At 73.4% G+C, this 12,156-nt stretch carries 11 protein-coding genes; 8 read left to right on the top strand and 3 right to left on the bottom strand.

Features of this window, described 5'->3' with window-relative positions; all coding sequences use genetic code 11:
• Positions 1-113 precede the first annotated feature (113 nt).
• The 7 genes from IF30_RS0139025 (at position 114) to IF30_RS0138995 (ending at position 9,477) form a co-directional block, all read left to right on the top strand.
• Positions 114-818, top strand: coding sequence for a VIT1/CCC1 transporter family protein (locus IF30_RS0139025; protein WP_030247617.1), 705 nt, complete (start codon positions 114-116; stop codon positions 816-818).
• Positions 819-923: 105 nt separating this feature from the next.
• Positions 924-3,515, top strand: coding sequence for an AAA family ATPase (locus IF30_RS0139020; protein ID WP_037902811.1), 2,592 nt, complete (start codon positions 924-926; stop codon positions 3,513-3,515).
• 139 nt (positions 3,516-3,654) lie between these two features.
• Positions 3,655-4,899: a sensor histidine kinase gene (locus IF30_RS0139015; protein ID WP_063752992.1), complete on the top strand. Its 1,245-nt coding sequence runs from the start codon at positions 3,655-3,657 to the stop codon at positions 4,897-4,899.
• On the top strand, positions 4,896-5,573 hold the full coding sequence (locus IF30_RS0139010; RefSeq protein ID WP_030247611.1) for a response regulator: 678 nt from the start codon (positions 4,896-4,898) through the stop codon (positions 5,571-5,573). Before IF30_RS0139015 ends, IF30_RS0139010 begins: the two co-directional genes overlap by 4 nt.
• Before the next feature lie 258 nt (positions 5,574-5,831).
• A complete protein-coding gene (locus tag IF30_RS0139005; protein ID WP_030247610.1) occupies positions 5,832-6,155 on the top strand; it encodes an SHOCT domain-containing protein in 324 nt (107 codons plus the stop codon).
• Entirely contained in the window at positions 6,152-6,907 is a 756-nt protein-coding gene (locus tag IF30_RS0139000) for an ABC transporter ATP-binding protein (RefSeq protein ID WP_030247608.1), read from the top strand. The genes IF30_RS0139005 and IF30_RS0139000 overlap by 4 nt, the downstream gene beginning before the upstream one ends.
• The gene (locus IF30_RS0138995; protein ID WP_030247606.1) at positions 6,904-9,477 is read left to right on the top strand and encodes an ABC transporter permease; all 2,574 of its coding nucleotides are present in this window, start codon (positions 6,904-6,906) and stop codon (positions 9,475-9,477) included. Before IF30_RS0139000 ends, IF30_RS0138995 begins: the two co-directional genes overlap by 4 nt.
• A gap of 207 nt (positions 9,478-9,684) precedes the next feature.
• On the opposite strand, the gene IF30_RS0138990 is transcribed toward IF30_RS0138995, so the two are convergent.
• From IF30_RS0138990 to IF30_RS48400, 3 genes are all read right to left on the bottom strand, one after another.
• Positions 9,685-10,569 carry a metallophosphoesterase family protein gene (locus IF30_RS0138990; protein ID WP_051712201.1) on the bottom strand — a complete coding sequence of 295 codons (885 nt, stop codon included), beginning with the start codon at positions 10,567-10,569 and terminating at the stop codon, positions 9,685-9,687.
• A gap of 124 nt (positions 10,570-10,693) precedes the next feature.
• Positions 10,694-10,972: a hypothetical protein gene (locus IF30_RS42710; protein ID WP_037902808.1), complete on the bottom strand. Its 279-nt coding sequence runs from the start codon at positions 10,970-10,972 to the stop codon at positions 10,694-10,696.
• Between the two features lie 56 nt (positions 10,973-11,028).
• Entirely contained in the window at positions 11,029-11,184 is a 156-nt protein-coding gene (locus IF30_RS48400) for a hypothetical protein (RefSeq protein WP_158835915.1), read from the bottom strand.
• A gap of 293 nt (positions 11,185-11,477) precedes the next feature.
• Between IF30_RS48400 and IF30_RS0138975 the strand changes: the two genes are divergently transcribed.
• Positions 11,478-12,107, top strand: coding sequence for a TetR family transcriptional regulator (locus IF30_RS0138975; protein WP_030247601.1), 630 nt, complete (start codon positions 11,478-11,480; stop codon positions 12,105-12,107).
• Positions 12,108-12,156: the final 49 nt, after the last annotated feature.

The following is a 12,156-nucleotide window of genomic DNA, read 5'->3' as shown; positions in this document are numbered from 1 at the left end:
CCGAGATCTACACTATCCTCTTCGTCGGCAGCGTCAGATGTGTATAAGAGACAGGGGGTAGAGGGGGCGGGTGAGGATCGGGGGACCGGTCGGGTGTCTGGGAGTGGTGGACGATGGCTGAGCAGGTCGGGGAGTCGCGGGCGGAGCTGTCGTCGCGCCTGAACTGGCTGCGGGCGGCGGTGCTGGGCGCGAACGACGGTGTGGTGTCGACGGCGGGCATCGTGACCGGCGTGGCGGGGGCGACGGGTTCGCGGTCGGCGCTGCTCGCGGCGGGGGTGGCGGGGCTGTTGGCGGGTGCGATGTCGATGGCGGCCGGCGAGTACGTGTCGGTCAGTACCCAACGGGACACCGAGCGGGCGGCGTTGGCGAAGGAGCGGCGGGAGCTGGCGGAGGATCCGCAGGGGGAGCTCGACGAGTTGACCGACTACTACCGGGGCAGTGGGCTGGCGGACGACCTGGCCCGGGACGTGGCGGTGGCGTTGACCGAACGGGATGCGCTCGCGGCGCACGCGCAGACCGAACTCGGCATCGATCCTGCGGCGTTGACCAATCCGTGGGAGGCGGCGCTGGCCAGTGCGGCCGCGTTCACGCTGGGTGCGCTGGTGCCGCTGTTGGCGGTGCTGCTGCCGCCGGAGTCGTGGCGGCTGGCGGTGACGGTGGTGGCGGTGGTGACCGCGCTCACGCTGTCGGGTTGGGCGAGTGCCCGGCTGGGTGGGGCCGGCCCGGCGCGGGCGGTGGGGCGCAACGTCATGGGCGGGCTGCTGGCGATGGCGGTCACGTACTGCGGCGGCGTGCTGTTGGACCGCTTCACCGGTTGACGGCGAGCGTGCGGCGGGCAGGCGGCGGTGCCGTCCGGCTCGACAGGCGGGGCGGTGCGGCCTGTGTTTGTGTGGCTGCAAACCGTTCCGGAGAGGTGAAGCGCCGTGACCATGCCCCCGTTCGGATCGAACGACCCGTTCTCCGACCTGCTCAGCCGGTTCTTCGGGATGAGTCCGCTGGCCTCCCCACCCGCCGTGCAGCGGGTGCCGATCGGGCGGCTGCTCAGTGAGTCCTCGCAGGAGCTGCTGGCGCTGGCCGCGCGCCGGGCGGCGGAGGACGGCTCCAGCGACCTCGACACCGCGCACCTGGCCTGGGCGGCCACCCGGGTGGAGCCCTCCCGCCGGATGCTGGAACGGGCGGGCGTCGACCCGGACCGGCTGTCCGGCGACCTGGAGCACGCGCTGCCGTCGGGCACCTCCGACACGGCGGACGGCCGGCCGGCGCTCACCCCGTCCGCCAAGCGCGCGCTGCTGGCCGCGCACACCCGTTCGCAGGCGGCCGGGGCCTCGTACATCGGGCCGGAGCACATCCTCGGCGCCCTGCTGGACCAGGAGCGTTCGGGTGCGGGCGTGGCGCTGCGCAATGCGGCGCCCTCGCAGGAGGCGCTGAAGTCGGCGCTGGAGGGGCGCGGCAGCGGGGGTGAGCGCGGTGGTACGGGCGCGCAGCCGAGTGAGACGCCGACGTTGGACGAGTACGGGCGCGACCTCACCGAGGAGGCGCGGTCGGGGCGGCTGGACCCGGTGGTCGGGCGGGCCGAGGAGATCGAGCAGACCGTCGAGATCCTCTCCCGGCGCACCAAGAACAATCCGGTGCTGATCGGCGAGCCGGGCGTCGGCAAGACCGCGATCGTCGAGGGCCTGGCACAGCGGATCGTCTCGGGGGACGTGCCGCAGAGCCTCGGGGGGAAGCGGGTGGTCACCCTCGACCTGACCGCGCTGGTGGCCGGCTCCAAGTACCGGGGTGAGTTCGAGGAGCGGCTGAAGAGTGTGATCGACGAGGTCACGGCGGCCGAGAAGAGCGTGATCCTCTTCCTGGACGAACTCCACACCGTGGTCGGTGCGGGCGGTGGCGGCGAAGGTTCGATGGATGCCGGCAACATCCTCAAACCTGCCCTGGCGCGCGGCGAGTTGAGCGTCGTGGGCGCGACCACGCTGGACGAGTACCGCAAGCACGTGGAGAAGGACGCCGCGCTGGAGCGCCGCTTCCAGCCGGTGCTGGTGCCCGAGCCGACCGTCGAGGAGACCGTCGAGATCCTGCACGGGCTGCGCGACGCCTACGAGGCGCACCACCAGGTGCGGTTCACCGACGAGGCGCTGGACGCGGCGGCGGCGCTGTCCGACCGGTACGTCAGCGACCGCTTCCTGCCCGACAAGGCCATCGACCTGCTGGACCAGGCCGGTGCGCGGGTGCGGCTGCGCAGCCTGAGCGGCTCCACGGAGGCGACGGGCGTGCAGGACCGGATCACGAAGCTGAAGCGGGAGTTGGAGGAGGCCGTCGCGGACGAGGAGTTCGTCCGGGCGGCCAACCTGAAGACTGAGCTGCGGCAGACCGAGGACGAACTGGCGGCGATCACCGAGTCCCGCGAGGAGGTCGTCGACGTGACGGCCGACGACATCGCGCAGGTGCTGTCCTCCCGGACCGGCATCCCGGTCGCGGAGTTGAACGCGACCGAGAAGGAGCGGCTGCTCAAGCTGGAGCACCACCTGCACGAGAAGGTGATCGGCCAGGACGAGGCGGTCACCGCCGTCTCCCAGGCGGTGCGCCGCAGCCGCGCCGGGATGGGCGACCCGGACCGGCCGACCGGCTCCTTCCTCTTCCTCGGGCCGACCGGCGTCGGCAAGACCGAACTGGCGAAGGCGCTGGCGGCACTGCTGTTCGGCGACCCGGACCGGATGATCCGCTTCGACATGAGCGAGTTCCAGGAGAAGCACACCGTCTCCCGGCTGGTCGGCTCCCCGCCCGGCTACGTCGGCTACGACGAGGCCGGGCAGCTGACCGAGGCGGTGCGCCGCAAGCCGTACAGCGTGCTGCTCTTCGACGAGGTGGAGAAGGCGCACCCGGACGTCTTCAACCTGCTGCTCCAGGTGTTGGACGACGGGCGGCTGACCGACGCCCAGGGGCGTACGGTCGACTTCCGCAACACCGTGGTGATCATGACCAGCAACATCGGCTCGCAGCGGATCCTCGACCGCTCGGGGAACGTCGACGCCCGGAGCGGGGCTCCTGACGCGGCACTGCGGGACGACCTGATGGGCGACCTGCGCCGGCACTTCCGGCCGGAGTTCCTCAACCGGATCGACGAGGTGATCGTCTTCCACGCGCTCACCCGGAAGGACCTGCTGTCGGTGGTGGACCTGCTGCTGGAGCGCAGCCGACGCCGGCTGCGGGCGCAGGACGTCCAGCTGGAAGTGACCGACGCGGCCAAGGAATTCCTGGTCAACCGGGGGTACCAGCCGGAGTTCGGGGCCCGGCCGCTGCGTCGCACGATCCAGTCGGAGTTGGACAACCGGATCTCCAACCTGCTGCTGGACGGGTCGGTCCGGGAGGGGGACACGCTGATCGCGGACGTGAGTGACGGCGAGTTGGTGGTGACGTTGGCGCGACCGGAGGCCTCGGCGACCTTCGGGGCGGCGGAGGTGCCGGAGGCGTCGGATGGGTCGCAGGGCGCAGAGGGGACGGCGGGGGCAGGGGGGTAGGCGGGGCAGAGGAGTAGGCGGGGTAGGGGACAGGCGGGGGCGGCTTCGGGCGTACTCCAGCGGGAGTACGCCCGAACGCCACTGGTGGAGGACGCGGGGGGCCGGGGCGCGGGTCTAGCTTGTGGGCATGATGCCGCCCATGTCGCAGCCGCCGGAGCCGCCCGCGCCCGCGGAGGAGTCGTCCGCGTCCGCGGGGGAGCCGCCCGAGCCGTGGCGCCCGCCGTGGGTGCGGGCGGCCAAGGCGGGGCTGCCGCTGGGGCTGGCGGTGGTGGTCGCGGTGGTCCAGGTGGTCGGCTCGACCTTCGCCGCGCACAACCAGCACGGGCGGGCCCCGCTGGACGCGTTCGGCTACCTCCTGCTGGTGGTCGGGCCGGCCCTGCTGGTGCTGCGCTTCCGCCGCCCGGTCGCCGCGGCGGCCGGCACCTCGCTGGTCACCGCCGGGTACCTGGCCGCGGGGTACCCGTACGGGCCGGTCTTCGTGAGCTGGCTGATCGCCTGCTGCGCCGCGGTCGGCGCCGGGCACCGCCGGGCGGCCTGGGCCGGTCTGGGCGGGGTCTACCTGGTGCACGTGCTGGTCACCTTCGCGCTGCCCGCCGGGTGGCAGCGCGCCGCCCCGCCCGCCGGCTCCCCGTGGCTGCCGGAACTCGGCCTGCTGGCCTGGCTGTTGCTGGTGATGGCGGGGGCCGAGCTGGTGCGGTTCCGGCGCGAGCGGACGGCTGCCCACCGGGCCTACCGGCAGCAGCTGGAGGAACGCCGGGCCAACGAGGAACGCCTCAAGATGGCCCGGGAGTTGCATGACATCCTGGCGCACAGTCTGTCGCTGATCAACATCCAGGCGGGGGTGGCACTCGCCCTGCTCGACCGGCGGCCGGAGGAGGCCCGCACCGCGCTGGTCACCATCAAGTCGACCAGCAAGGAGGCGCTCGGCGAGGTCCGTCAGGTGCTCGCGACGCTGCGCGGGCCCGGGGCGGCGCCGCGCGGGCCGGCCCCCGGCCTGGACCGGCTGGACGAACTCACCGAGCAGGCCGACCGGGTGGGCCTGGAGGCCGAGGTCCACGAGCACGGCGAGCGGCGCCCGCTGTCCGCAGCCGTCGACCTCACCGCCTTCCGGATCGTCCAGGAGGCGCTCACCAACGTCGTCCGGCACTCGGCGGCCCGGCAGGCCGCCGTGGTGCTCGACTGGAGGGATCCCGCCGTACTGGTCGTCCGGGTCGAGGACCCGGGGCCGGCCGTGCTCGGCGACGCCGGCGGATCGGGCAGCGGGCTGGTCGGGATGCGTGAACGCGCGGCCGCGTTCGGTGGCACCATCACGGCGGGGCCGCTGCCCGACGGCGGCTTCCGGGTCCGGGCGGAGCTGCCGACACCGAAGGCGGGGAGCGAGTGATTCGGGTACTGCTGGCGGATGACCAACTGCTGGTCCGGGCGGGTTTCCGGGCCCTGCTGGACCTCCAGGACGACCTCACGGTGGTCGGCGAGGCGGACGACGGCGAGGCCGCGCTGCGGCTCGCCCGCGACCTCCTGCCGGACGTCGTGCTGATGGACATCCGGATGCCCAGGATGGACGGCCTGGAGGCGACCAGAAGGATCGCCGAGGACTCGGCGCTGTCCTCCGTACGGGTGGTCGTGCTGACCACCTTCGAACTGGACGAGTACGTCTTCGAGGCGCTGCGCTCCGGGGCGGCGGGCTTCCTCGTCAAGGACACCGAACCGGCCGACCTGCTGCGGGCGATCCGGGTCGCGGTGGCGGGGGACGCGCTGCTCTCGCCGGGGGTGACCAGACGGCTGATCGGCGAGTTCGCGGCCCGGTCGAAGGCGCCCGAGGCGGCGCCGCAGGGGCTCTCGGACGTCTCGATGCTGACCGAGCGGGAGCGCGAGGTGCTGGCCCTGGTCGGGATGGGGCTGTCCAACGAGGAGATCGCCCGGCGGTTGGTGGTCAGCCCGCTGACGGCGAAGACGCACGTCAGCCGGGCCATGGTGAAGCTCGGCGCGCGGGACCGGGCGCAGTTGGTCGTGCTGGCGTACGAGTCAGGGCTGGTGCGGCCGGGCTGGTTGGGCTGAGGGGCCGGCTGACTGGGCGGTGCGGCCGGGCCGGCCGGGCCGAGGGGCCGGCTGGCCGGGCGGTGTGGCCGGGCCGGCCGGGCCGAGGGACGGGGACTGCTTCCGGCCCGGCGTGTCGCGGGGGATCCGTACTCTCCCGGGAGTAGCCCAACTGCCGCTGCTGGTAGGACGCGTGATGAGGCCCCTCGGCGGGACGCTCGGGACACCTCGGGAACCACCCGAGGTCCTGGAGGCCCACCACCGAGGAGTTGGACGACCATGTACACGCAGCTGGCCGATTGGCACGGGCACGGGCCCGGCCCCTGGATCCTGCTGGTCCCCCTGCTCTGGATCGCCGTCGTGTTCCTGGTGGTCCTGCTGCTGCGCCGGACGGTCTGGCGGCGTCGCGGCTGCGGCTTCGGGCACGCGTACGGGGCCGGCTTCGGGACCGGTGCCGGGGCCGGATCCGCCGCCGAGCACCCGCTGGCCGTCCTGGGCCGCCGCTTCGCCGAGGGCGACATCGACGCCGAGGAGTACCGCGCCAAGCGGGCCGTCCTCACCGAGCCCCAGCGGGACGACGCCCCGGAAGGAGGCGCCAGGTGACCACCCTCGATGTCGTACGCGGCACCGCAGCCCGGGTCGCCGATGCCGTGAAGATCCACGGTGTCGGCGGCACGGAGGTCCGGGCGCTGGACCACGTCACGGTGGAGTTCCCGGCCGAGCGGTTCACCGCGATCATGGGGCCCTCCGGCTCGGGCAAGTCCACTCTGATGCACTGTGCGGCCGGTCTGGACACGCTCACCGCCGGCACCGCCTGGATCGGCGACACCGAACTCGGCTCGCTCAACGACCGACGGCTCACGCTGCTGCGCCGGGAGCGGATCGGCTTCGTGTTCCAGGCCTTCAACCTGGTGCCCGCGCTCACCGTCCGGGAGAACATCACCCTGCCGCTCGACCTGGCCGGGGCCGCCCCCGACCAGGCCTGGCTGACGGCGCTGATCGACATCGTCGGCCTCGGCGACCGGCTGCAGCACCGCCCGAGCGAGCTCTCCGGCGGCCAGCAGCAGCGGGTCGCGGTGGCCCGCGCCCTGGCCGGGCGGCCGCAGGTGGTCTTCGCCGACGAGCCGACCGGCAACCTCGACTCCCGCACCGGCGGCGAGGTGCTCGGCCTGCTGCGCCGGGCGGTGGACGACATGGGGCAGGCCGTGGTCATGGTCACCCACGACCCGACGGCCGCCGGCTGGGCCGACGAGGCACTGTTCCTCGCCGACGGCCGGCTGGTGGACCGGATGGAACGGCCGACCGCCGGGCTGGTGCTGGACCGGATGAAGGCCTTCGAGCGGGGGCGGTCATGAACGCCGCGCCCTTCCGGCTCAGCCTCCGCTCGCTGCGCGCCCACAAGCGCCGGCTGGCCGGCACCCTGCTGTCCATCCTGCTCGGAGTGAGCTTCCTGACCGGCACGATGGTGCTGGGCGACACCCTGCGGGCCAACTTCGACACCCTCTTCGCCGACGCCAACGCGGGCACCGACGTCGTGGTCCGCAGCGCCGACGTCCTGGACTCCCCGGGCACGGCCGGCGGAGTACGGGCGCCGGTGGAGGCGGCGCTCGCCGACCGACTGCGCACCGTCCCCGGTGTGGCGGCCGCCGAGCCGTCCGTCCAGGGCGCGGGCCAGCTCATCGGAAGCGACGGCAAGCCGATCGGCGGCCAGGGCCCGCCCACCCTGGCGGGCAACTGGCTCACCGACAGCCGGCTCAACCCGTACCGGCTGGCCGAGGGCCGGGCACCGGCTGCCCCGGGCGAGGTCGTGGTGAACCGGGGCGCGGCGAAGGCGGGCGGTCTGCACCTCGGCTCCACCACCGTGCTGCGCACCCCCGATCCGCTGCCGGTCACCGTCGTCGGCATCGCCACCTTCGGGGCGAGCGCGGACGGCATGGGGCCGAGCACCTTCACCGCGATGACCTTCGCGGACGCCGAACGCCACCTCACGCCCAAGGGCGCGGGGCAGGCCGGCTCGATCCAGGTCCGTGCGGCGGGCGGGGTCTCCCAGCAGGAGCTGGTCGACCGGATCACCCCGCAGCTGCCCTCCGGCGTCCAGGCGATCACCGGCACGGCCGCCACCCAGGAGTCCACCCAGCTGCTGTCCGGGCGGTTCCTGACCACGTTCACCACGCTGCTGCTGGTCTTCGCCGGGATCGCGCTGCTGGTGGCCACGTTCACCATCCACAACACCTTCGCCATCGTGGTCGCCCAGCGGACCAGGGAGAACGCACTGCTGCGGGCGCTCGGCGCGGCCCGCGCCCAGGTGCTCGGGGCGACGCTGGCGGAGGCACTGACGGTGGGCCTGCTGGCCTCGCTCGGCGGACTGCTGGGCGGGATCGGAGTGGCCGCCGGGCTCAAGGCGCTGTTCTCGGCGTTCGGCTTCGCCCTGCCGACCGGCGGCATGGTGATCAGCGCGGCCGCCGTCCTCCTGCCGCTGCTGGTCGGGACGTCGGTCGCGGTGGGCTCGGCGTTGCTGCCGGCCGTCCGGGCCGGGCGGACGGCTCCGCTGGCGGCCCTGAGGGAGACCGGCGTCGACCGGGCCGCGCAGGGGCGCGCGGGCACCGCCCGGCTGGTGGTCGGCGGGCTGCTCGCGGCCGGAGGAGTGCCGGTGGCCGCCCTCGGCGCGACCGACGGCCCGTCCGTCGTGCTGACGGCGGTCGGGGCGCTGGCGGTGCTGGCGGGCACGGTGGTGCTCGGGCCGGTCGCCGCCGCCTTCGCGGTCCGGACGCTGGGTGCGCCGCTGCCCAGGCTGCGCGGGGTCTCCGGGGTGCTGGCCCGGCGCAATGCGGCCCGCAACCCGCGGCGCACGGCAGCCACCGCGAGCGCGCTGATGATCGGGGTCGCGGTGGTCACGCTGTTCACCGTCTTCGGCGCGTCGATCAAGGCCACCCTGGACTCCACGGTGAGCAAGTCCTTCGCGGGCGACCTCGCCATCACCACCGCCTCGTTCGGGGCCGGCGGCAGCGGGATCAGCCCCAAGGTGGCGGACGCCCTGGCCGGCCTGCCCGAGGTCCGGCAGGCGGTCGGGCTCGGCCGGGGCGTCGCCCGGATCGACGGGCACGGCCGGACACTGGACGTCACCGACCCCGCCCGGCTGCCCGGGATCGTCGACCTCGGCCGGGTCGACGGTTCGATGGACGCGCTCGGCACGGACGGCCTGGCGGTCTCCCGCAGTGAGGCGCAGCAGCACGGATGGCGGCTCGGACAGACCGTCACCGTCGGCTTCGCCGACGGCACCGGCGGCCCGTTCACCATCCGGGCGCTGTACGAGGGCGGCGGGCTGGCCGGGGACTACCTGATGACCCGGCAGGCCTGGGCCCCGCACCGGGGACAGGACGCCGACACCATGGTGGCGATCGGACTGCGCGACGGCGTCTCGCCCGCCGCCGGCAAGGCGGCCGTGACGCGGGCGCTGGTCCCCTTCGGCAGTCCGCAGGTGCAGGACCGGGCCGAGTACGCGAAGAGCGCGGCCTCCGGGGTCGACACCATGCTCTCGGTGATCTACGCGCTGCTGGCACTGGCGGTGCTGATCGCGTTGCTGGGCATCGCCAACACACTGACCCTGGCGGTGCACGAGCGGACCAGGGAGCTGGGGCTGTTGCGGGCCGTCGGCCAGACCAGGGCTCAACTGCGCGGCATGGTGCGCTGGGAGTCGGTCCTGGTCGCGGCTTTCGGCACGGTGGGCGGCCTGGGGCTCGGGGCCTTCCTCGGCTGGGCCCTGGTGCGGGCCTCGGACAGCGCCGGGACCGGCTCGTTCGCGATACCGCCCGAGCAGCTGGCCCTCGTCCTGGCGGCCGGACTGCTGGCGGGTGCGGTGGCGGGCCTCCGGCCGGCGGGGCGGGCGGCGCGGCTGGACGTCCTGCGGGCGATCGCGGCGGAGTAGGACGGAGGACAAGACCACGCAGACCGAGCAGATGGCCCGGACCGGGCCGACGGGCCGGGTTGAGCAGACCGTCCGGGCTGAGAAGGACCGGACAGCCCGGACCGAGCAAGCCCGGACCGAGCAAGCCCGGACCGGCCAGGCCCGGGTGGAACAGGAGGTGACGGGAGGGGAGAAGCGAGCAGACGGGCAGTCGGCTGCGCCCGGGGGTCAGTCCGTGGCCCGCAGGAACACCTCGCGCAGCAACGGGTCCGGTAGGCCGCGCTTACGCCACTCGCGCGGGTAGCCCAGCGAGACCTCCTCGAAGGGAACACCGTCGTAGCTGGTCTTGCGGGGGATGTGCAGATGGCCGTAGATCATCGCGGCGGTGTTGAAGCGGCGGTGCCAGTCGGCGGTCAGCTCGGTGCCGCACCACTGGGCGAACTCGGGGTACCAGAGGATCTCGGTGGGTTGGCGGACCAGCGGATAGTGGTTGACCAGGACGAGCGGGACGTCCGGGTCACAGGCCGCCAGCCGCTGCTCGGTCAGCCGGACGCGTTCGCGGCACCAGGAGTCGCGGTCCGGGAACGGATCCGGGTGGAGCATCCGTTCGTCCGCGCAGACGATGCCGCTCTCGTAGGCGGCCGCCAGGGACTCCTCCTTGGTGGTCGTGCCCGGTGCACGGAAGGAGTAGTCGTAGAGGAGGAAGAGCGGGGCGATCCGGACCGGTCCGTCGGCGCCCTCCCAGACCGGGTACGGGTCCTCCGGAGTCACCACGCCCAGACCGCGGCAGAGCTCCACCAGGTGCTCGTACCGGGCCACGCCGCGTAGTTGGACCGGGTCCTCGGGGTGGGTCCACAGCTCGTGGTTGCCGGGCGCCCACACCACGCGGGCGAAGCGCTCGGCGAGCGTGCCGAGGGCCCACTCGATGCTGGTGGTGAGCTCGGCGACGTCACCGGCGACGAGCAGCCAGTCGTCGGGGTGGGTGGGCTGCAGCTTCTCCACCAGGTCGCGGTTCTCCTGGTACGAGATGTGCAGGTCGCTCACAGCGAGCAGGCGTCCGCCGGTCGGGCCGGGCCCTGCCGGCTCTGCGTCGCTGCGGTTCTCCGTAGTCACTCCTGCCCCCTGAGGTAGCCCGGCCGATGCGGCCACCCTACGTGGCGGGCCCGGGGAACGGGGCGGGTTGACGGGATCAGCTGTTCGACGGCCGCAGCTGGTCCGGAAGTGAGTTGAGGACGGATCAGGAGCTGAAGTCGATGAGCACACCGTGGGAGGTGACGGTGGTGATGGCGAGGATCGCCAGAGAGGCGACGCCGAGCACCAGGCCGAGGACGGCGCGGCCGCGCCGGCGGGTGCCGCGCACCAGGGCCAGGGTGGCGAGGGTGATGGCGAGCGGGCCCAGGACGATGTTGAAGAGCAGCAGGCCCGGGAGGCCGAGGAGGAAGGAGGCGATGGCCATGCCGTCGGCGTCGGCGGTGCCCTGACGGTTGACGTGCCGGTCGTTGGTGACGGTGCTCATGGCGGTGCGGGTCCTCTCTGAGGAGTGGACGGGGGTTCGGTCCGGGGTGTGTCGGGTCAGCGCCGGCGCAGGCGGGAGATGCCCTCGCGGGCGCCGAAGGCGAGCAGCCACGCGGTGATGGCGGCGGAGGCGGCGAGGAAGACCGGGAGCGACGTGTGGGCGGCGGCGCCGATCAGGACGCCCATGGCGACGAGGGCGGAGAACAGGATCACGGCTGACTCCTTCGGTTGTGGCTCGTGCTTCGGCTCACGGTGCGGTTGTCACTCGGCTCGCGCTTGGCTTGGGCTTTGACTGCGGGTCGGATCAGGTCGGCTCGGCTCGGCTCGGCTCGGGTCTGGTCTGGTCGACGCGGGTCGGGGCCCGGCCTTTGAACGAGCCTCGAGCCCCCGCCCCCGGGCGCTCGGGGGCCGAGGCCGCACCGGTTTCGGTTGACAAGTGTTCGCTGACTTCGGTCCCACTGTACGCCGACTGGCCAAGTTCGGCAAACGACTGTTTACTGAATGGCGTGAGTCACACCGTTGGGGCCAGACAGGCCCAGAAGCAGCAGAGCCGACGGGCCCTGCTGGACGCAGGATTGCACCTGCTGGCCGAGCAGAACCTGGCGAGCCTGGGCGTCCGCGAGGTCACCCGGGAGGCCGGGCTCTCCCCGGCCGCGTTCTACCGGCACTTCCCGGACCTCGCCGCCCTCGGCGTCGCACTGGTCGAGGAGTCGCTGGCGAGCCTGCACGTCATGATCCGTTCGGTGCTCGCCGAAGCCGGCGGTGCCGAGGAGCTGATCGACCGCGCAGTGGACGTGATCGAACGGCACGTCCGTGAGCACCGCTCGCACGTCCGTTTCCTGTCGCGTGAGCGGCACGGCGGGGTGAGGCAGGTGCGCGAGGCGATCGACGCCGAACTGGGCCGTTTCGCCGCCGAGGTGGTGGCCGCGTTGGCGCTGCAGCCGGTGTCGCGGGGGTGGAGTGAGCAGGACCTGCGGATGCTCGCCGAGTTGTACGTGGACCACATGGTGTCCACGGCTTCCGCCTTCCTGGAGGCGCAGGAGGCCGACCCGGCCCGGGAGCAGCGGATCGCCGCCACCGCACGCCTGCAACTGCGTCTGATCAGCCTTGGGCGGCGCCACTGGCACGGAAGTTGACCAGCTCGCGGCCGGGTAGCCGGGGAGCCGGGGGGCCGGGGGCCGGGGG

This window comes from Streptomyces sp. NRRL S-350, from assembly GCF_000719705.1.
Classification (GTDB): domain Bacteria; phylum Actinomycetota; class Actinomycetes; order Streptomycetales; family Streptomycetaceae; genus Kitasatospora.
Note: the sequence above shows the minus strand (reverse complement) of the source record. Positions and strands in the feature narration are given on the sequence as shown.